We start from the raw sequence: 19,422 nt of genomic DNA, 5'->3' as shown, positions 1-19,422 counted from the left end.
GCGCTGGCGAGCGGTGCTTCGCCGTACCTGGCAACAAAAATCAAGGAGATGACTACCGACCCGCAGACGAAAGAGGTCAACGTCGCGGCCAACGCCATGGCGCATGCAGTGCTGGACGCAGTGACAGCGCAGTTGAACAACCAGTCGGCTGCTGCCGGGGGGCTGGGCGCGGGTGGCGGTGAATTGGCGGCGCGCTACATTGCCGGCCAGCTGTTCCCGGGCAAGACGGCGCAGCAGCTGAGTGAAAGCGAGAAACAGCAGGTTGGTCGGAAAATTCAGATCTATTTCTACCTGGGTTATGTCTTGGATGAACGTATGGAAATAAACGTAATTGTAATTAAGATTAAGCATCCTTTCTCTGAAATACCTGTCTAGGCAGCCATCGATGTTGGTGGTAAAGTAACTCACCCACGCGATAACATGTCACGGTTAAATCCTCGGCAAGGTGATTGGATATTATTCTCGCCTGGATACGATAAAAATGGTGAATGTGTTTTGGAGTAATCATTTTATGGGTGAATTATTATTTCTCGCAGTGGGTGGATAAGTAGTGGGTAATAATTCCGCATGGAAATTTTCTTGTTGTGGCAACCGAAAAAGATTAATTACTACGTAAATTTCATACGGTTTCTTCTTGATATTGGCTTTTGTTTATTAAAATTAATGGAGTGTGTTATGCATAAGGATTTGGATGTTTCCATCTCAACAGGGCGATTCAGAAAAATAAGAGAATGGAACAGGAGGCGCAATTATTATTTCAAGAAAGTAAAGCTGAACATTAAGATTTATATTGCAAAGCTTATCTGGGATAAGCGTAGAAAAAGTGTGTTTGATATCAAATCGGTCAAAACCGTATTGCTCCTTCGCAATGAAGGGACCGTAGGAGATGTTGTGGTTACGACGCCGCTAGTGAAATGTCTTTGTGAGTCGGGTTATACAGTGGATTTATTGCTCACAAAATCAAGTAGCGTGGTGATGGAACATAACCCCTATGTCAGGAATATCTACGAGGCAGAGGATTGTAATAATGAAGTTTTCTTGAAAAGATTCACTCATACCGTTGCGAAATCAACGGTTGAAAAGTTGAGGGGGAATAACTATGACCTTGTGGTCGATCTTTGCTTGTTTGATACTCCGGTACATAGGATGATGCTTTTTAGCGATATAAACGCAAGGTTTGTTCTTGGTCTTAATAAATGGAATTGCATTAACCATTACAGCAAATCTATTTCATTTGAAAATGGTAAGGAGCACGTGACTAAAGCCATTGCTTTGGTTGCCCATGCCGTAGGGATTAATCTTAAAAATAGTCGTGCCTATGACCTGCATATCCCAGATGATATAGCTTTTGAAGTAAGGGGGTATTTAAGTGGTTGGAATGATAAAGTTACGGTTATAATTAATGCTTTCACTGGGAGTCCAGAGAGAAACCTATCTAAAGAACAACTCTCCCGACTTGTTGAGATGCTTAATAAAGCATCGTTCAATATAAAAGTAATTATTCTTGATCATCGAAAAGAACTGGATATATCCCTTTCGGATAGTGTTGTTATAAATCCATTTAATTCACTGCATCATGTCATGGCATTGATTAGAGAGGTTGATGTAGTTATATCCCCAGATACGTCGATCGTACATATTTCTGCCGCATGGAATAAAACGTTGATTTGTGTTTACAAAAACGTAACGGATAATAATGATTTGTGGGGGCCCGGGTATGAAAATGCGAGGCAGATTATTGTTAACAGCAGAAAAATAGCGGATGTGGATAATGTTCCGGAGCTTATATTGCATGAGATCGGTCGAAAAGACCTGTTCGGTGGACGAGAGATAAAATACCGTGGCAGTTCGTTGAACGATGAAGCGGATGCCGCCGATAACGCAATATTGCCCGTTGGATAACGGCCCAGCCTCTCAGCGTTTCTGCTCAGAGGCCGGCCGTTTATCTTGAACTCGGACTCAGCTGCGGCCGGTCTCCTCTCGCAGCGCGGCGCTCACCTCGTGCGCCGTCGGCTGTTCGGCGCGCAGCGCCCGGCGGATCGCGAAGAAGGCGGCGATCAGCATGGTCACCGCCACCAGCATGAAGAACCCGCACAGCGCGGCGTTGATCTGGTTGCTGAATACGATGGTTTCCATGTCTTTCAGCGACTTGGCCGGCGCAATGATCGTGCCTTGCTCAATGCCGGTGGAGAATTTCTTCGCCTGCGCCAGGAAGCCGATGCTCGGTTTCTCATGGAAGATCTTCTGCCAGCCGGCGGTCATGGAGGTCACGAACAGCCAGGCGGTCGGCAGAATAGTCACCCAGGCGTAACGCTGTTTTTTCATCTTGAACAGCACCACGGTGCCGAGGATCAGCGCCATTGACGCCAGCATCTGGTTGCCGATGCCGAACAGCGGCCACAGGGTATTGATGCCGCCGAGCGGATCGACCACGCCTTGATACACGAAGAAGCCCCAGCCGGCCACCGCCACCGTGGTGCCCGCCAGATTGCCGAACCAGGAACGGTTGTTGGCCAGCTGCGGCACCGCCACGCCCACCAGATCCTGCACCATAAAGCGGCAGGCGCGGGTGCCGGCGTCGACGGCGGTCAGAATGAACAGCGCTTCGAACAGAATGGCGAAGTGATACCAGAAGGCCATCATCGCCCGGCTGTTGAACACCTCGCTGATGATGTGCGCCATGCCCACGGCGAAGGTTGGGGCACCGCCAGCGCGCGACAGGATGGAGTTCTCACCTACCTCTTTGGCGATCAGCGCCAGCGTTTCCGGCGTGACGATAAAGCCCCAGCTGTTAATGACCTGCGAAGCATTTTCCACCGTGGTGCCGATTAGCGCCGCCGGCGAGTTCATGGCGAAGTAAACGCCCGGATCCAGCACCGAGGCGCAGATCAACGCCATGATGGCGACGAAAGACTCCATCAGCATGGCGCCGTAACCGATAAAGCGGATGTGGCTTTCACGTTCCACCAGCTTGGGCGTGGTGCCGCTGGAGACCAGCGCGTGGAAGCCGGAAATGGCGCCGCAGGCGATGGTGATGACCAGGAACGGGAACAGGGCGCCGGCGAACACCGGGCCGCTGCCGTCGATGAAGCGCGAGACCGCCGGCATTTTCATCTCCGGCATGGCGAAGACGATGCCGATGGCCAGGCCGATGATGACGCCGATTTTCATAAAGGTGGAAAGGTAGTCGCGCGGCGCCAGCAGCAGCCATACCGGCAGCACCGAAGCGACGAAGCCGTAGATCACCAGCACCCAGGTCAGGGTGGTGCCGTGCAGCGTGAAGAACGGCCCCCAGTAAGGATCTTGCGCCACGTTGCCACCGTAAATGATCGCCAGCAGCATCAGCACGAAGCCAATCACCGAAATTTCAGCGATCTTGCCCGGGCGGATAAAGCGCATGTAGATGCCCATGAACAGGGCGATCGGGATGGTGGCGGCGATGGTGAACAGCCCCCACGGGCTGTCGGCCAAGGCTTTTACCACCACCAGCGCCAGCGCCGACAGGATGATGATCATCACCCCCAGCGCGCCGAGCATGGTGATCACCCCGGCGAATGCACCCAGCTCTTGCTTGGCCATTTCCCCCAGCGAACGTCCGTCGCGGCGTGTGGAGATGAACAGCACCAGGAAATCCTGCACCGCGCCGGCCAGCATAACGCCGACCAGGATCCAGATGGTTCCCGGCAGGAAGCCCATCTGCGCGGCCAGAATCGGCCCCACCAGCGGCCCGGCGCCGGCGATGGCGGCAAAGTGGTGGCCGAACAGCACCCATTTGTTGGTGGGCACATAGTCCAGGCCGTCGTTGTGACGTTCTGCCGGGGTCAGACGGCGGTCGTCCAGTTCAAAGACCTTGTCGGCAATGAACCTGCTGTAGAAGCGATAGGCGATGCTGTAGCAGGCGACGGCGGCGACCACCAGCCAAACGGCGTTGACATGTTCGCTGCGGCTGAGCGCCAGCATGGCGAAGGCGAAGGCGCCGACCAACGCCACCAGCAGCCAGATAAGTCCTGACCTGATGTTTTTCATGAAACAACTCCTTGGCGTACAGAGGTAAAAATCGACGTTGTTATTAGGAATGACGTTTTAACAGTAGAAGTTTTGCCGCCGAACTGCGGCAGGTCGGATGAGAAATGTGAAGCAGGTGGGGTTTTAGTGTAAAAACAACGTGATGAAACCGCGTTGGCGCAGGCTGCCGCCCACGCAATCCCCGGCAGTTATTCATTCTGCATTTTCACGGCGCGTACAGCGAATCATCGTCGTTTTTTATCAGGGTACGGCGTCTGGCGAATTATTATTTTATCTGTCGAGGCGTGCCGAAATAAAATCATCCGTGCCGTGTTATACCTTTATTTCAACCCGCAGGTTTAATCATTCATAAAATAAATAATAAAGTCACGAAAGGAATTTAATTATGATAAATGAAATCATCGAAGGGTATTTACCGCAGCTCACGGCCATTCGGCACGATATTCATCAACACCCTGAACTGGGTTTCGAAGAGTTTCGCACCAGCGATCTGGTGGCGGATTATCTGAATGCGTGGGGCTATGAGGTGCACCGCGGATTGGCGGGCACCGGCGTGGTGGGCACGCTGCGGGTGGGCGATGGCGTTAAACGCCTCGGGCTGCGCGCCGATATGGACGCCTTGCCGATCGAGGAGAACAACGGCAAGCCCTGGAGCAGCAGCGTGGCCAACCGCATGCACGCCTGTGGCCATGACGGTCACACCACCATGCTGCTCGGTGCCGCTCGTTACCTGGCGCAAACGCGCAACTTCAACGGCACGCTGCATCTGATTTTCCAGCCGGCGGAAGAGATGCTGAACGGCGGCGCGCGCATGGTGGAACAGGGGCTGTTCGAGCGTTTCCCCTGCGACGCCATCTTCGCCATGCACAACATGCCGGGGATGCCGCTCGGCGAATTCTTCTTCCAGCACGGCCCGTTTATGGCCTCGATGGATCAGTTCAACGTGCGGGTGCAGGGGCGCGGCGGCCACGGTGCCATTCCGCAGCTGACGGTCGATCCGGTGCTGGTGGCTTCGCATATCACCGTCGCGCTGCAGAGCATCGTTTCGCGCAATATCGATCCGCTGGAGGCGGCGGTGATCACCGTCGGTAGCATCAAGGCCGGTGAGGCGGCCAACGTGATCCCGGACAGCGCGGAGATGAAGCTCAGCGTGCGCTCGCTGGATCGCCAGGCGCGCGCCACCTTGCTGGCACGCATTCCGGCGCTGATCGAGACGCAGGCGGCAAGCTTCGGCGCTCACGCGGTGGTGGAACACGTTAACGGCACGCCGGTGCTGGTCAACGACGAAGCGATGACCCGTTTCGCCCACCGCGTGGCGGAACAGCAGTTCGGCGATGACCGCGCGCACTACGGCGCCCGGCCGCTGATGGGCAGTGAAGATTTCGCCTTCATGCTCGATGCGCATCCGCAGGGCTGCTACCTGATCGTTGGCAACGGCGATGGCAGCTGCATGGTGCATAACCCGGGATATGACTTCAATGACGGCTGCCTGGCGGCCGGTAGCCAGTATTGGGGAGCCTTGGCGGAAGCGTATTTAAAATAAACACCAAAAATAATAACAGGGAAGGTAATGATGAGTGAAAATACGGCTGAAACCCAGGCGGCAATAATATCGACCCCGAAGGCCGGCGGCAAAAAGGTCATATTCGCCGCCTCCTTCGGCAATGCGCTGGAGTTTTTCGATTTCGGTATTTATAACTTCTTCGTTATTTACATCAGCGTATTGTTCTTTCCGCCGTCCAGCGATCCGCATCTGGCGTTGCTGTTGGCGTTTGCCACGTTCGGCGTCAGCTTCTTCATGCGGCCGCTGGGCGGCATTCTGATTGGCGCCTATGCCGATCGCCATGGCCGCAAGCCGGCGATGATCCTGACGATTTCCTTGATGAGCCTGGGCACGGCGATGATCGGCTTTGCGCCGACCTACGCCAGCGCCGGCTACTGGGGGACCGTCACGCTGGTGGTGGCGCGCCTGATCCAGGGCGTGGCGGCGGGCGGCGAGGTGGGGGCATCGATGTCGTTGCTGGTGGAGTCGGCGCCGCCCAACCGGCGCGGCTTCTATTCCAGCTGGTCGCTGGCGACGCAGGGCATCGCCACCGTGGTTGGCGGCGTCACTGCGCTGGCGCTCAGCGCGGCCTTGCCGGTGCTTTCCGGTGAGCCGAACGCCATGGCCGAGTGGGGATGGCGCATTCCTTTCTTTATCGGCGTGGCGCTGGCGCCGCTCGGTTGCTGGCTGCGCCTCGGGTTGGAGAGCGATCGGCCGTCTGCGGCGCGGGCTCACGAGCCGCCTGCGCAGTTGCGCAAGCACTCGCGGGCGGTGGTGCTCGGCGTGATGTTGACCATCGGCGCCACCGTCGCCACTTACATCTCGATGTATTATCTCGGCACCTACGCGGTGAAATACCTGGGGATGGCGCAGGCTTACGGCTATGCCGCGATGCTGCTGGCGGGGCTCGTCACCTTCGGCGGCAGTCTGCTGGTCGGGCACTGGTGCGATCGTTACGGCCGTCTGCCGCTGATCCGCGGGTCGCGGATCGCGATTCTGATCGTGGCCCTGCCGGCATTTTGGTGGCTGAGCGCGGTACCGCATCCGGCGGTGCTGCTGCTGATTGTCGCGGTGCTGGTCGGGTTGACCACGCTCGGTTCGGTGCCGACCATGCTGATGATTTCGGAGCTGTTCCCGCAGCGCATTCGGGCGCTGGGGTTTGCCTTGGTCTACAGCCTCGGGGTGGCGATTTTCGGCGGCTTCGCTCAGTACATCGCTTCGCAGTCGATCGCGCTGAGCGGTTCGCTGCTGGCGCCCGCCGTCTATCTGATGCTGGCGACGCTGGCTTCGCTGGCGGTGCTGCCGCTGCTGCGTGAAACCGGCGGCGAGCCGCTGCGCTAGCCGAAAAAAAACGCCGGCGGTTTTCACCGTCGGCGCTTTGCGTTGCGGCCGTTTCAGACGGGCGTTCAGGCCGCCGGACGGGCGATCACGCTGCGGGTTTCCATGCGCACTTCGGCGATGGTGACCTGCAAGGTGTCGCTCTGGCGGTAAACCACTTCACCCTTGATCTGCACGGTGCCGGTTTCCTGGCTGCACTGCATCTCGTCGCGCACCGCGTGAATAAACGGTGCCGGGATGAAGGCAACGGCGCCGTTGTCCAGCAGGCGCACGCGCAGGCCGCCGCGGGTCACGTCGATGATCTCGGCGTTGAAGCGGGTATCGGTACCGGCCTTGTCCTGCAGGAAGCGGGCGTACAGCCAGTCGCCGACGTCGCGCTCCGCCATGCGGTTCAGGCGGCGGCGTTCCGCCAGCTGCACCGTGACGTCATCCTGCGGCTTTTCTGCCGGCTGCTGGTTGATGATCGCCTTCAGCAAGCGATGGTTGACCATATCGCCGTATTTACGGATCGGCGATGTCCAGGTGGCGTAAGCCTCCAGACCCAGACCGAAGTGTGGCCCCGGCGTGGTGCTGATCTCGGCGAAGGTCTGGAAGCGGCGGATGCGGCTGTCGAGGAACTGGGTCGGCTGCGCATCCAGGTGGCGGCGCAGTTCGCAGAAACCGTCGAGGGTCAGCAGCTTCTCGGCTTCGGCTTCCACACCGTTGGCCTGCAATACGGTGACCGCTTGCTCGACGAGAGCAGGATCGAAACCGGTGTGCACGTTGTACACGCCGAAGCCCAGGCGATCGCGCAGCACGACGGCGGCGCAGACGTTGGCGGCGATCATGCACTCTTCAACGATGCGGTTGGCGCTGCGGCGCTGCTCGGTAACGATCTCGAGTACGTCGCCTTTTTCACCCAGCACGAAGCGGTAGTCCGGGCGGTCTTTGAACACCAGCGCATGCCGGTGGCGCCAGGCGTTGCGCGCGTCGCAAACGCGCTTCAGCAGGGTGATTTGTTGCGCGATGGCATCGCTCGGCGGCTGCCAGCCGGCAATGCCTTCCAGCCAGTCGGAGACTTCGTCGTATACCAGCTTGGCTTTGGATTCGATCTCGGCGGCGAAGAACTGAATATCCTCGCCCAGCGCGCCGTCGGCGGCGATGGTTACGCGGCAAGCCAGCACCTGGCGGCGCTCGTTAGGGCGCAGCGAGCACAGGTTGTCCGACAGATCGCGCGGCAGCATCGGGATGTTGAAGCCCGGCAGGTAGTTGGTGAAGGCGCGCACGTGGGCGATATCGTCCAGCTTGCTACCTTGCTCAACGTAGGCGGTCGGATCGGCGATGGCGATGGTCAGCTGCAGCGAACCGTCACCGTTGTCAGTCACATACAGCGCATCGTCCATGTCTTCGGTGCTGGCGCTGTCGATGGTGACGAATTCGAGTGCGGTCAGGTCTTCACGCATCAGCGCAGCGGCCGGCTCGCTGAGGGCCTGCATCTCCGGCGCCTCTTTCTCCAGGTTGTGACGCGCCAGCGTCACCCACCACGGGGCGAAATGGTCTTCACCTTCGGTGATAAAATGGGTCAGATCGGCGTTAAAGCCGCGATCGCCTTTCAGCGGGTGACGGCGCATTTCCGCCACCGCCCAGTCACCGGCCTGGAAGTTGTGGGTCAATTCACGCACCGGGCGGCACGGAATCGCATCTTTCAGCAACGGATGATCGGGCACGATGGACAAGCGATCGTCGCGTTTTTGCACGCGGCCGACAAAGCGCGACAGGAACGGCTCGATCAGGGTTTCCGGTTCGGCGATTTCGCGCTCTTTCTCGGTGTGCAGGGTGGCGATAATGCGATCCCCGTGCATGACTTTCTTCATGTACGGCGGCGGAATGAAGTAACTTTTTTGACCGTCTACTTCAAGAAAGCCAAAGCCTTTCTCAGTCCCTTTCACTACGCCTTCAACGCGCGGGGTCTGAGAGTGAAGTTGCTGTTTAAGCTGCGCCAGCAGCGGGTTATCTTGAAACATATCGTCCAGTGAATGGGTTGTGAGTGGCAAGATTTGCGGCTGACAGTTTTACGCGAATCACCCGCTGCGAGCAAGCCTAACGTCACGGAACCCCGCGTTGCCACGCGATTTTGCGCAAGAATGGTCAATCGGAGTGCTATCGAGGGAAAACCCCGGCGCGAAGGCCGAGGTGAAGGGCGGGTGGCGATCAGTCCCGCAGCGGCATCGGCTGCAGAATTTCAATCCAGTAATCGTCCGGATCGCGAATGAACGCCACGTAGTTCATGCGGCCTTCATGCAGGCGCTTTTGGAAGGTGACGCCGAGGCGCTCAAACCGCTCGCAGGCGGCGCGCACGTCCGGCACCGTGACGCACAGGTGGCCAAAGCCGCGCGGTTCACCGTTGCCGTTGTGGTAGTGGAAATCCGCCTGATTTTCGGTGCCGTGGTTATGGGTCAGTTCGAGAATGCCCGGCTGGCTCAGCGCCCAGCGTTTGCGCTCGTCGTCGTCCTGCGGGATCTGTTCACGCGGGCTGCGCGTCAGGTAGCAGATGGTAAAAGCGGCTTCTTCGAACCTTTCCCGATAGACCGGGGTAAAGCCCAGCACGCGGGTGTAGAAATCCAGCGCTTTGGTCAGATCCTTCACGCGGATCATGGTGTGGTTGAACACGTAACCGTCGGTTACCGCCTCCGGTTGGGCCGCCACGCCGGGCAGCGTCAGTAGATCATTCAGTGGCATCAGAGATCCTCCTCAGGGTGTCGGCAGACTGTAGGTGAAATCGATGCTAATCTAAAGTGATTGTTTTTAACTAAAACACTAACTAAAAGTGAATGATAGATGAAGCTGAGCCAGCTGAAGTTTTTCTGTACCGTGGTGGAGTGCAAAACCATCGCCGCCGCCGCGCGCGAGCTGCACTGCGTGCCTTCCAACGTCACGCTGCGGCTGCGCGAACTGGAGGAGTCGCTGGGCGGCGAGCTGTTTTTCCGCGACAAGAACCGGCTGTACGTCAATCCCAAAGGGCGACTGTTCTATCAGCAGGCGCGCGACATTGTGGCGCAGGCGGAGCGCAGCAAGCAGCTGTTCGCCGGCGAGCATCAGCATGGGCTGCTGAACCTCGGGGCGCTGGATTTCTCGCTGGTCAGCCATTTACCGGCGCGCATTGCCCGGCTGCGCCGTTTACAGCCTCATCTGCACATCAACGTGCTGAGCCGCGACTCGCTGGTGCTGGAACGCATGCTGATCGACAGCGATCTCGACCTGGCGATCACCGACGGCCCGATTGAACATCCGCTGCTGGCCAGCCAAAAGGCATTCGATGAACGGCTGGTATTGCTGATGCCGGCCGATGCCGGGGAACCCGACGCCGCCACGCTGGCGCCGCTGGAGTTTTACACGTTCAGCCGCGAATGTTCGTTTCGCCTGAAGGTGGATCACTGGCTGGCCTCGCGCGGGCTGAAACCGCGCATGACGCTGGAAATGGAATCTTATGCCGCGATGGCGGCCTGCGTACAGGCCGGTTGTGGTGTCGCCTGCGTCCCCGGTTCGTTGCTGCCGCTGATCATGCCGGCACCGGGGCTGAAGGTGGTGGAAATGGGCGAAGAGGGGCTGAGCGACCTGTACTTCGTCTGGCGACGGCATCAGCTGTCGGACGAGTTGCAGACCATCCTGGGGATATTGGCGCACCCGGCGTGAACCGGGCGCGCGTTTTCAGGCGATGCGCAGCGAAGGTTGCCGTTCGCTGCGGCGGATCGCCACCGGGATCGACTTCGAGGTCGGGGTACCGGTACCGTCGCCGAAGCTGGCCAGCGGCACCAGCGGGTTGGTTTCCGGGTAGTAGGCCGCCAGGTTGCCACGCGGAATGTCGTAACTCACCAGCTTGAACCCGTCCACTTTACGCACCACGCCGTCGTTCCACAGGGTTTCTATCTCTACCCGTTCGCCATCCTGCAGGCCCAGCGCCGCCAGATCCTCCGGATGGATGAACAACACTTCACGCTGACCGTAAACGCCGCGGTAGCGGTCATCCAGACCATAGATGGTGGTGTTGTACTGATCGTGCGAGCGCAGCGTTTGCAGGGTGAACGGCGCTTTTTCGCTGCCCAGCTGTGGGAACAGGGTGGTCGGCAGCGCGGCGGCGCTGAACTCAGCCTTGCCGCTCGGCGTGGCGAAGCGCAGTTCGGCGGCGGCATTGCCGAGGTAGAAACCGCCGGGCTGGTCGCAGCGCCGGTTGAAATCTTCGAAGCCGGGAATGGTGGCGGCGATGTGATCGCGGATCAGCGAATAGTCGTCGGCCAATTCCAGCCAGTCCAGCTGCTGGGTGCCCAGCACCGCGTCGGCGATGCCGCAGACGATCGCCGTCTCCGAACGTTGGGTCTCCGCCAGCGGCTTGCCGATGCCTTCCGAGGCGTGGACCATGCTGAACGAATCCTCGACCGTAATGTACTGCGAGCCGCTGGCCTGCATGTCCAGCTCGGTGCGGCCGAGCGTTGGCAGGATCAGCGCATCTTTGCCGGTCACCAGGTGGCTGCGGTTAAGCTTGGTGCTGATATGCACCGTCAAATCGCAGTTACGCAGGGCGCGGGCGGTGCGTTCGGTGTCCGGCGCCGCGGCGGCCAGGTTGCCGCCCAGCGCGATCAGCACTTTCACTTCGCCGCGCAGCATCGCTTCGATCGCTTCCACCGTGTTGTGGCCCAGCGCGCGATTGGCGGTGAAGTTAAAGTGGCGCTCCAGGCTGTCGAGCAGCGCCTTCGGCGACTTCTCGTCGATCCCCATGGTGCGGTTACCCTGGACGTTGCTGTGGCCGCGTACCGGGCACAGGCCGGCGCCCGGTTTGCCCAACTGCCCGAACAGCAGCTGCAGGTTGGTGATTTCACGTACCGTCGCAATAGAGTGTTTATGCTGAGTCACGCCCATCGCCCAGGTGCAGATCACCCGTTCGGCGCCCTGATAGGTGGCCGCCGCCTGGCGCAGCTGCGCTTCGCTCAGGCCCGACTGCGCGGTAATGGTCTGCCACTCGGTGGCGTCTACCTGCGCCAGGTAAGCCTCTACGCCGACGCTGTGCCGCTCGATAAACGCCAGGTCGAACAGGGCGGGCTCGCCGGCGGCCAGGCGCTGACGGTGGGTTTCCAGCAGGGCTTTCACCATGCCGCGCACCGCCGCCATATCGCCGCCCAGATTCGGCTGGTAATAGGAAGAGCTGATCGGCGAGGATTTTGGCGTCAGCATCTGTACCGGATCCTGCGGATCGGCGAACCTTTCCAGCCCGCGCTCGCGCAGGGTGTTGAAGCTGACGATACGCGCGCCGCGTCGGGCGGCGTTCTTCAGGCTGTGCAGCATGCGCGGGTGGTTGGTGCCTGGGTTTTGGCCAAACACGAAGATGGCGTCGGCCTTTTCGAAGTCATCGATGCGGATGGTGCCTTTGCCGACGCCGATGCTCTGCTTCAGCCCAACGCCGCTCGCCTCGTGGCACATATTGGAGCAGTCGGGGAAGTTGCTGGTGCCGAGCATGCGGCCGAACAGCTGATAAAGGTACGACGCTTCGTTGCTGGCACGGCCCGAGGTATACAGCTCGATCTGGTTCGGGTTGTCCATGTCGTTGATGTGTTTGGCGATCAGCGCCAGCGCGTCCGGCCAATGGATAGGTTCATAGTGGTCGGTTTCGGCGTTGTAGCGCATCGGATGGGTGAGGCGACCCTGATACTCGAGGAAATAGTCGCTCTGCTGCTGCAGCGTGCTGACGCTGTGGGCGGCGAAAAACTCAGGCTCCACGGCGCTGCGCGTCGCTTCCCAACTGACCGCTTTGGCGCCGTTTTCGCAGAAGCTGAAGGTGCTGTGATTGTCGTCGCCCCAGGCGCAACCGGGGCAGTCGAAGCCGCGAGCCTTGTTGACGCGCATCAGGTTGCGCATGTTTTTTAGCGTTTGTTTACTGTCGAGGACAAAGCGGGTGGTGGCTTCAAGTGAACCCCAGCCGCCCGCCGGGCCGGTATAAGGCTTGATTGACGGTTTGAATTTCATGGTGACACTTCGCAGGTGGTTGTAGCTAAAAAGTAAACGCTTTTTTATGCGTCTTGCGTATTTATGTCACAAGTTTAGGGGCGCTGCGGGGTGGCGTCTAATCGAATGGGACAATGGCGGCATAGAGCGCATCTATCGCCGGCGGGCGGTGCCGTAAACAAATGGTTGCATAAAGACACCCGCTGCAAAAGAGTAATGGTTTCGTATGAAAGTGAATTCATGCAGTCTATCTCGCGGATTATATTGGCATTTTATTCAGCCTGCGGGCCTGAGGAACACAGCGTGAAGCGTTCAGTATCAGTGGTAATCGGTGGCATATTGCTGCCTTTAGCGGCGCAGGCGGCGGAAACGACGCCTAATTTTCCTACCATGACCCCGCCGGCGATAGACGCCGCCTCTTACGTTTTGATGGATTACACCACCGGCCAGGTGTTGGCCGCCGGCAATGCCGACGAACGGCGCAACCCGGCCAGCCTGACTAAACTCATGACCGGGTTGGTGATCGACCACGCGCTCGACCAGCACAAGATTGGCCTCGACGATGTCGTCACCGTGGGGAAAGACGCCTGGGCGCAGGGCAACCCAGTGTTCAAAGGATCTTCGTTGATGTTCCTGAAGCCAGGTGACAGGGTCACGGTACGCGATCTCAGCCGAGGTATCATCATCGATTCCGGCAACGACGCCTGCGTGGCGATGGCGGACTATGTGGCGGGCAGCCAGGCCAACTTCGTCAAGCTGATGAACGAGAAGAGCGCGCAGCTGGGCCTGCAGAACACCCATTTCGAAACGGTACACGGGCTGGATGCGCCGGGGCAGTTCACCACCGCCGGCGATCTGGCGGTGATTGCGCGCGCCATCATCATGAGTGAACCGGCGGAATACCATATGTACAGCGAGAAGTCGCTGACCTGGAATGGCATCACGCAGCAGAACCGCAACGGCCTACTGTGGGATAAGACGCTGCACGTCGATGGGCTGAAAACCGGGCACACCGCCTCGGCCGGCTTCAACATCATTGCCTCCGCTACCGAAGGGGATCGCCGCCTGATCGCCGTGGTGATGGGCGGCAAAAGCTCTAAAGGGCGTGAGGAGCAGGCGCGTAAGCTGTTGACTTGGGGGCTGCGTGACTTTGCCACCGTACACCTGTTCAGCGCCGGCCAAAGCCTGGGGGAAGAGCCGGTTTGGTACGGCGAGAATCACCGGTTACCGGTCGGTAGCGCGCAAGAGCAGTCGCTCAGCCTGCCGAGAAGCGAGGCGGACAAGCTGAAGGCGCAGTACGTGATCAATACCGCACGACTGGAAGCGCCAATTGGCAAAGGGCAGACCGTTGGCGAGATCCGCATCAGCGACAATGGCCAGGTGGTGAAAACCTTGCCGCTGGTGGCGCTGCAGGCGGTGCCGCAGGGCGGCGTGTTCTCGCGCCTGGTGGATTACGTGAAGCTGAAGCTCTGACTCGCCGGGCGGATGACGGTGCCCGGTGGTATACTGGTGCGAATGCCGATCATTGAGCCGCGCTATGGATATTAAACAACTGATTTATTTGTGTAATTTAGAACGAGAACGTCACTTCGGCCGGGCGGCGGAGGCCAGCTTCGTTAGCCAGCCGACGCTATCCATGCGATTGAAAAATCTGGAAAAAGAGCTGGGCGTTTCGCTGATTAACCGCGGAAACCATTTCGGCGGTTTTACCGCCGAAGGCGAGCGGGTGCTGGCGTGGGCCCGTGAGATCGTCTCGGTTTACCAGGGGCTGAAGCTGGAGGTGGAGTCGCTCAAGCACGGCTTGCACGGCACGCTGCGCCTTGGTGTGGTGCCGCAGTGCAGTATCTCGGTATCGGAAATGCTCAAGGCGGTCAGCGAGCGTTACCCGCATCTCGATTACCGGCTGGCGGTGCTGAGCGCCGATCAACTGCTGGAGGCGCTGACGGCGCATACCGTCGACATCGGCATCGGCTTTTTCGAGCTGTCGACCTTAAAGGAGCTGCATTTCCAATCGCAACCGCTGGTGGAAACCGGCGTCGAGCTGGTATTTCATCCACAACACTTCCCGAAGCTGGTGGGCGATACGCCGTTGCCGCTGGAGGCGGTTGCCGCTTTGCCGCTGTGCCTGGCCGAGCCGACGCGTTATTTCCGCCGCTATCTCGATCAACACTTCCGCGACGCCGGGTTGACGTTGCACACGCGGCTTGAGACTGCCTCGATCTTCCAACTGCTGGAGGGGATTTTCGTCGGCCTGGGCTGCGGGCTGTTTCCGCGCGGCCAGCTGCAATCGCCGCTGATGCCGGCGTTGCAGCGCCGTCCGGTGGCCATCGGCGCCATGCCGCGTCATGCGGCGGTGGTGGTCGATATGGCAGAGCGCGCCACGCCGTTGGCGCAAAAATTCTTCGACGCCGCCAGCGAGTGGCTGCGTCAGCAGAATGTCTAAAACGCGGCGTATCGCGGCCGGTAATCAGGCCGCGTAGCGGTCTTCAGTCGGCGGCGATGAAAGATTCGGCATCGCCCAGCGTTTGGCGCAGGCGATTTTCCCAGGCGTAGAGCGCGGTGGTGAGGATCACTTCCAGCGCCTGTGCCTGATTCAGGCCGCTGTTGAACAAGGGCTGCACGCTCTGCGGGGTGAATTTCTCCGGTGCGCGCGTCAGCTCGGCGGCGGTGTGGATCACCGCGCGTTTGACCGTGTCCTCGGTAAACGCCAATCCCTGAGGCAGCCCGGCGAACAGCGCCTGCGCCAGTCCGTCATCCTGTAGCTCTTGTGCCACCGTAGCCGCGCAGTAGCGGCTGCCGTTGATGCGCGAGACCGCCAGCGTCGCCAGCGCTTTCAATCGGCTCGACAACCCGTACCCTTCGGCATTGATGCCGTTAAACACGCCGTTGCGCTCACGCAGTGCGGCGGCATCGTGCGCCAGCAGCAGGTAATAAGATTCGGCGCGCGCCTGCGGGTGGCTTTGATCCAGCACGTCAAGCTGTTCGGCGGCGGCGGCTTCCGTGTCGATTGGCGGCAGGCGTGCAGTCCAGCTTAACTCTTCGGTGCTGAAGGTGACGCCATCGGCGTCTTCGACATTCGGGAAGCCGGGCACCACTACCGCCGGTCGGCCGGCCAACGCCGCTATGCCCGCCACCACGCGCGCTTGGTAGCTGACAAAACCGATGATTTGCGAAAAGGTGACGATATCCGCCGGGCTTAGCCCGACGTCGCCAAGCTGCTGCAGCGCTCTGCGGCAAATCAGCGTGGGCTGGCTGGCGAGCTGGCGGGCGTATTGGGTGATCTGGGCGAGGCGGATATTGCTTTCACGGGAGGCGTCCGGGCTGTGCAGCGGGGCGAGGCGGGCGGCGTAGTGGCTACAGAGCGACTGCACGCCGGTCACCTGAGCGACGGTCAGCGCGGTACTGAGGCGATCATAGGGTGACAGTGTCACGTATCGTGATAGCGACACCTGGTCGGGAAACAGGGCGTGGTAACCGGCCAGCGAGGCGTTGAATACCCCGGCGCGGGCGCCGAGCGCAGCGTTTAACGCTTCATCGGCGAAGGCGCCCAGCCCCAGCAGAAAACGATCGCGCAGGGTAGCCGCCTGCGGCTCCAGCGGCGCATCGCCCCGCACGCTGCTTTGGGTTTCGTGATACCACTGGGCATTATGTTGTCGACGGAGTCGTTCCATAGGGTCAATCCTTAATCATGAGCAACAGCCACCGGTGCGTGCGGCAGCGGCGGCTGGACAAAGAGTCAACATGCCCGCAGGCGGGGCGAAGGCGGATTTAGCGCAGCTCATCGCAGCACAGCGCGTGGCCGTAAACAGAGAAACCGGCGGCCAGCGTGAGCAGAAACTGCGTGAGGCGGCGATGGCGAAGGCTGTTCATCAGTGCGATATCCTGTCGTATGAGAGGCTCAACGTAGGGGATATCCTCACCGATCGCCCTGGCGAGATAAAATAATGTTACGGACTAATCAATAACTGAAAGGAATAAAATATAAGGATATATAACAAGAATGTAATTTGTATGTGCGCTTTCTGGCTAAGCGCGGCGAGCAGCCGGGAGTAAGGTCGGCCGCACTTCGTTTAGCGAGATGCCGGTGGCGAAAGGGCAAAACGCTGCTGATAGGCGCGCGGTGATAATCCGGTTTTACGTTTGAAAAGTTGTCTGAAGGTGCTGAGATCATGGTAACCGATGCGCTGCCCGATAGCGGCGAGCGAAAGGTGGCCCGATTCCAGCAGGCGTTTGGCGACCTCCACGCGCAGCGTCTGCAGATAACCAAGGGGAGACAAACCGGTCGCCTGCTTGAAATGCCGGTTTAACGTTCTTTCGCTGACGGCGAGATGGGCGGCGAGGTCCGGCAAGCTGAAGCGTTGTGGCAACGTGTTCTGCATGCGCTGTTGCGCCCGCGCCACCAGACGATCGGCGTGTTCGTTTTCTGCTACCAGCGTAGCATAGGCGCTCTGGGCGATACGCTGGGTATCGATCAGAAGCAGCCTGGCGGTTTTCACCGCCCGCGCCGTACCTAAGCAATGTTCGACCAGCCGCACGGCGAGCGTCAGGCAAGACGTCACCGCACCGCCGCACAGAATGCCGTCTTGCTCCGTTAACACTTCATTGGCCCGCAGTTCTACCCGGGGATAACGGCGGGCGAAATCCGCTGCTTTGTTCCAATGGGTCGTGGCGATCCGCCCGTCGAGTAAGCCGGCTTCGGCGAGCAGGTAGCTGCCGGTGCAATAGGCAGCCAACAGCGCGCCATCGGCATGTCGGCTTTGCAAGGCGCGGGAGATCGCCAGAATCCGTTCGCGCTGGGCGATAAACGCTTCCATATCGCCGACAAAGGGCGCGGTTAACAGAATGATGTCACCGTGCCCACGAGCGGCGATTTTGCCGTCCACCGCGATCGTTTGGCCGGATGCGGCGCGCACCGGTTGGCCGTCGAGGGACTCCACGCGCCAATGTAGCTTTGGGCCGTCGCTGCCTTCGAGCTTGACGCTATTGGCCGCGTGAAAAACGTCTATCGCCCCGGCGACGCCGGAGGCCAGCACGCCATCGTAGACCCAAATCCGAATCATCATCTTGTCCGTTTATCCTCTGATAATGGCGATACTGCCACTTTCAGCGCCGGCTGTTAAGGCTGATGATGCGCCTGTCGATAAACTGAATTTGACAGGAGATGAACGATGCCGATGATAGATGCCTATATTCCGGAAGGCGCGTTGCAACCGGAGGCGGAAGCGATGTTGTGCAAATCGCTGACGGATATTCTGTTACGAGCGGAAGGTTTCGACCCCTCCAACCCGATCGCCCAGAGCGTTTCCGTGATTTTTCTCCATCGCCCGGCGGCGATTTTCGTCGGAGGCGTCCGCTCTAGCGTGCCTTACTACCGAATCGTTCCTTCGGTGCCGGAAGGACAATACGATAATCTTTCAAGACAGACGCTGGTGAAAGCCGTGACCGAGGCCGTTGCTCAGGCCGAAGGTAGCGTCTTCGAGGAGGTAGCGGCGCGTGTTTGGGTGTTCCCGACGGAAGTCACGGACGGCGAGTGGGGTAGCCGCGGCGTGATCCGCCACCTGCCCGATATTCAGGCGTTTATCGCCGGTGAACACCAGCGGCAGGTGGGTAACGACCGGCTCGCCAAACGACGTCGCGACAAGGCCTTGCTGATGTTAGCAGCGATGCTGGACGCTACAGGGTGCACTCGCGGGTCATGACCCGCCACCCCGTACTTGCCGGGATGGCCTTCAAAAACGGCCGCCGTCGCGTCGCCAGGCGTCGGCGGTCAGCGCCTCGCCGAAGTGGCTGGCGATAAGCCGCTTGGTCAATTCGTGCAGCGGCGCTGCCAATACCTCGGCGGTGCTGCCGCGTTCGACGATTTCCCCTTCGTGCATCACCAACACCTGGTCGCTGATATGCTTCATCATGCCGAGGTGCTGGGTGACATAGATATAGGCAATACCGTGTTTTTCCTGCAATTCCAGCATCAGGTTGATGATTTGCGAGCGCATCGACATGTCCAGCGAAGCCAGCGCCTCATCGGCGACGATCACTTTCGGCTGCAGGATCAGCGCACGCGCCAGCGCGACGCGCTGTTTCTGCCCGGAAGCCAGCATGTGCGGATAATAGTAGGCGTGATCCGGCAGCATGCCGACCTGGCGCAGCGTCTGGTTGATGCGCTGCTCGCGCTCGGCGGGTTCCAGACTGGTGTTCAGCCGCAGCGGCGCGTCCAGCAGTTGGCCGATGCGCTGGCGCGGGTTGAGCGAGGTGCTCGGATCCTGAAAAATCATGCGAATGCGCTGGCTACGGTAGCGATAATCGCCAAATTCCAGCGGGTGATCGTCGATCAGCAGTTCGCCGGCGGTCGGTTCCACCATGCCGGAGAGCATCTTCGCCAGCGTGGATTTGCCGGAACCGTTCTCGCCGATCACCGCCAGCGTCTGGCCTTCGCGCAGGGTAAAGCTGACCGATTTCACCGCCTCGACGTGCTGGCGGCGGAACAGCCCGGTGCGGTAGCGGTAGGTTTTGCTCAGGTTGCGCACTTCCAACAGCGTTTCCAT

At 59.5% G+C, this 19,422-nt stretch carries 14 protein-coding genes and 1 pseudogene; 8 read left to right on the top strand and 7 right to left on the bottom strand.

Features of this window, described 5'->3' with window-relative positions; translation table 11 throughout:
• A pseudogene (locus HMPREF3138_RS22635) lies at positions 1-375 on the top strand (hypothetical protein); the annotation flags it as partial.
• Positions 376-675: 300 nt separating this feature from the next.
• Entirely contained in the window at positions 676-1,902 is a 1,227-nt protein-coding gene (locus HMPREF3138_RS22630; RefSeq protein WP_080213356.1) for a glycosyltransferase family 9 protein, read from the top strand.
• 57 nt (positions 1,903-1,959) lie between these two features.
• Here the strand turns inward: HMPREF3138_RS22630 and HMPREF3138_RS22625 are convergent, their stop codons facing one another.
• A complete protein-coding gene (locus tag HMPREF3138_RS22625; protein WP_070559346.1) occupies positions 1,960-4,026 on the bottom strand; it encodes a carbon starvation CstA family protein in 2,067 nt (688 codons plus the stop codon).
• A 385-nt stretch (positions 4,027-4,411) separates the two neighbouring features.
• On the opposite strand from HMPREF3138_RS22625, the gene HMPREF3138_RS22620 reads away from it, so the two are divergent.
• Both HMPREF3138_RS22620 and HMPREF3138_RS22615 read left to right on the top strand, forming a co-directional pair.
• Complete coding sequence (locus HMPREF3138_RS22620; RefSeq protein ID WP_038880419.1) at positions 4,412-5,569, top strand: M20 aminoacylase family protein; 1,158 nt, start codon at positions 4,412-4,414, stop codon at positions 5,567-5,569.
• A gap of 30 nt (positions 5,570-5,599) precedes the next feature.
• Positions 5,600-6,910 (top strand): MFS transporter, encoded by a 1,311-nt coding sequence (locus tag HMPREF3138_RS22615; protein WP_038880415.1) that lies wholly within the window; start codon positions 5,600-5,602, stop codon positions 6,908-6,910.
• Between the two features lie 65 nt (positions 6,911-6,975).
• Here the strand turns inward: HMPREF3138_RS22615 and HMPREF3138_RS22610 are convergent, their stop codons facing one another.
• Both HMPREF3138_RS22610 and gloA read right to left on the bottom strand, forming a co-directional pair.
• The gene (locus HMPREF3138_RS22610; RefSeq protein WP_038880413.1) at positions 6,976-8,910 is read right to left on the bottom strand and encodes an exoribonuclease II; all 1,935 of its coding nucleotides are present in this window, start codon (positions 8,908-8,910) and stop codon (positions 6,976-6,978) included.
• A gap of 187 nt (positions 8,911-9,097) precedes the next feature.
• Complete coding sequence (gene gloA / locus HMPREF3138_RS22605; protein WP_038880410.1) at positions 9,098-9,625, bottom strand: lactoylglutathione lyase; 528 nt, start codon at positions 9,623-9,625, stop codon at positions 9,098-9,100.
• 99 nt (positions 9,626-9,724) lie between these two features.
• On the opposite strand from gloA, the gene HMPREF3138_RS22600 reads away from it, so the two are divergent.
• The gene (locus HMPREF3138_RS22600; protein ID WP_038880407.1) at positions 9,725-10,579 is read left to right on the top strand and encodes a LysR family transcriptional regulator; all 855 of its coding nucleotides are present in this window, start codon (positions 9,725-9,727) and stop codon (positions 10,577-10,579) included.
• Positions 10,580-10,594: 15 nt separating this feature from the next.
• Here the strand turns inward: HMPREF3138_RS22600 and HMPREF3138_RS22595 are convergent, their stop codons facing one another.
• Positions 10,595-12,901, bottom strand: a complete 2,307-nt coding sequence (locus tag HMPREF3138_RS22595; RefSeq protein WP_038880397.1) for an FdhF/YdeP family oxidoreductase — start codon at positions 12,899-12,901, stop codon at positions 10,595-10,597.
• Between the two features lie 282 nt (positions 12,902-13,183).
• On the opposite strand from HMPREF3138_RS22595, the gene dacD reads away from it, so the two are divergent.
• Both dacD and HMPREF3138_RS22585 read left to right on the top strand, forming a co-directional pair.
• On the top strand, positions 13,184-14,353 hold the full coding sequence (gene dacD, locus HMPREF3138_RS22590; RefSeq protein WP_038880393.1) for a serine-type D-Ala-D-Ala carboxypeptidase DacD: 1,170 nt from the start codon (positions 13,184-13,186) through the stop codon (positions 14,351-14,353).
• Between the two features lie 64 nt (positions 14,354-14,417).
• The gene (locus tag HMPREF3138_RS22585; RefSeq protein ID WP_025303008.1) at positions 14,418-15,323 is read left to right on the top strand and encodes a LysR family transcriptional regulator; all 906 of its coding nucleotides are present in this window, start codon (positions 14,418-14,420) and stop codon (positions 15,321-15,323) included.
• Positions 15,324-15,366: 43 nt separating this feature from the next.
• On the opposite strand, the gene HMPREF3138_RS22580 is transcribed toward HMPREF3138_RS22585, so the two are convergent.
• Both HMPREF3138_RS22580 and HMPREF3138_RS22570 read right to left on the bottom strand, forming a co-directional pair.
• A complete protein-coding gene (locus HMPREF3138_RS22580; RefSeq protein ID WP_038880391.1) occupies positions 15,367-16,551 on the bottom strand; it encodes a CMD domain-containing protein in 1,185 nt (394 codons plus the stop codon).
• Positions 16,552-16,950: 399 nt separating this feature from the next.
• Positions 16,951-17,943: a GlxA family transcriptional regulator gene (locus tag HMPREF3138_RS22570; RefSeq protein ID WP_038880389.1), complete on the bottom strand. Its 993-nt coding sequence runs from the start codon at positions 17,941-17,943 to the stop codon at positions 16,951-16,953.
• A 105-nt stretch (positions 17,944-18,048) separates the two neighbouring features.
• On the opposite strand from HMPREF3138_RS22570, the gene HMPREF3138_RS22565 reads away from it, so the two are divergent.
• Positions 18,049-18,579: a Tautomerase enzyme gene (locus tag HMPREF3138_RS22565; RefSeq protein WP_038880387.1), complete on the top strand. Its 531-nt coding sequence runs from the start codon at positions 18,049-18,051 to the stop codon at positions 18,577-18,579.
• A gap of 30 nt (positions 18,580-18,609) precedes the next feature.
• Here the strand turns inward: HMPREF3138_RS22565 and sapF are convergent, their stop codons facing one another.
• Positions 18,610-19,422 carry a putrescine export ABC transporter ATP-binding protein SapF gene (gene sapF / locus HMPREF3138_RS22560; protein WP_038880384.1) on the bottom strand — a complete coding sequence of 271 codons (813 nt, stop codon included), beginning with the start codon at positions 19,420-19,422 and terminating at the stop codon, positions 18,610-18,612.

The sequence above is a fragment of the Serratia sp. HMSC15F11 genome, from assembly GCF_001808215.1.
In the GTDB taxonomy this organism is placed as follows: domain Bacteria; phylum Pseudomonadota; class Gammaproteobacteria; order Enterobacterales; family Enterobacteriaceae; genus Serratia; species Serratia nevei.
The sequence above is the reverse complement of the archived record's forward strand: the minus strand, read 5'-3'. Positions and strand labels throughout refer to the sequence as shown.

What these genes read in the sequence shown, in the direction of transcription:
- HMPREF3138_RS22630 (WP_080213356.1), top strand. Translation starts at nt 676, where the DNA reads ATGCATAAGGATTTGGATGTTTCCATCTCAACAGGGCGATTCAGAAAA.
- HMPREF3138_RS22625 (WP_070559346.1), bottom strand. Translation starts at nt 4,026, where the DNA reads ATGAAAAACATCAGGTCAGGACTTATCTGGCTGCTGGTGGCGTTGGTC.
- HMPREF3138_RS22620 (WP_038880419.1), top strand. Translation starts at nt 4,412, where the DNA reads ATGATAAATGAAATCATCGAAGGGTATTTACCGCAGCTCACGGCCATT.
- HMPREF3138_RS22615 (WP_038880415.1), top strand. Translation starts at nt 5,600, where the DNA reads ATGAGTGAAAATACGGCTGAAACCCAGGCGGCAATAATATCGACCCCG.
- HMPREF3138_RS22610 (WP_038880413.1), bottom strand. Translation starts at nt 8,910, where the DNA reads ATGTTTCAAGATAACCCGCTGCTGGCGCAGCTTAAACAGCAACTTCAC.
- gloA (WP_038880410.1), bottom strand. Translation starts at nt 9,625, where the DNA reads ATGCCACTGAATGATCTACTGACGCTGCCCGGCGTGGCGGCCCAACCG.
- HMPREF3138_RS22600 (WP_038880407.1), top strand. Translation starts at nt 9,725, where the DNA reads ATGAAGCTGAGCCAGCTGAAGTTTTTCTGTACCGTGGTGGAGTGCAAA.
- HMPREF3138_RS22595 (WP_038880397.1), bottom strand. Translation starts at nt 12,901, where the DNA reads ATGAAATTCAAACCGTCAATCAAGCCTTATACCGGCCCGGCGGGCGGC.
- HMPREF3138_RS22585 (WP_025303008.1), top strand. Translation starts at nt 14,418, where the DNA reads ATGGATATTAAACAACTGATTTATTTGTGTAATTTAGAACGAGAACGT.
- HMPREF3138_RS22580 (WP_038880391.1), bottom strand. Translation starts at nt 16,551, where the DNA reads ATGGAACGACTCCGTCGACAACATAATGCCCAGTGGTATCACGAAACC.
- HMPREF3138_RS22570 (WP_038880389.1), bottom strand. Translation starts at nt 17,943, where the DNA reads ATGATGATTCGGATTTGGGTCTACGATGGCGTGCTGGCCTCCGGCGTC.
- HMPREF3138_RS22565 (WP_038880387.1), top strand. Translation starts at nt 18,049, where the DNA reads ATGCCGATGATAGATGCCTATATTCCGGAAGGCGCGTTGCAACCGGAG.
- sapF (WP_038880384.1), bottom strand. Translation starts at nt 19,422, where the DNA reads ATGGAAACGCTGTTGGAAGTGCGCAACCTGAGCAAAACCTACCGCTAC.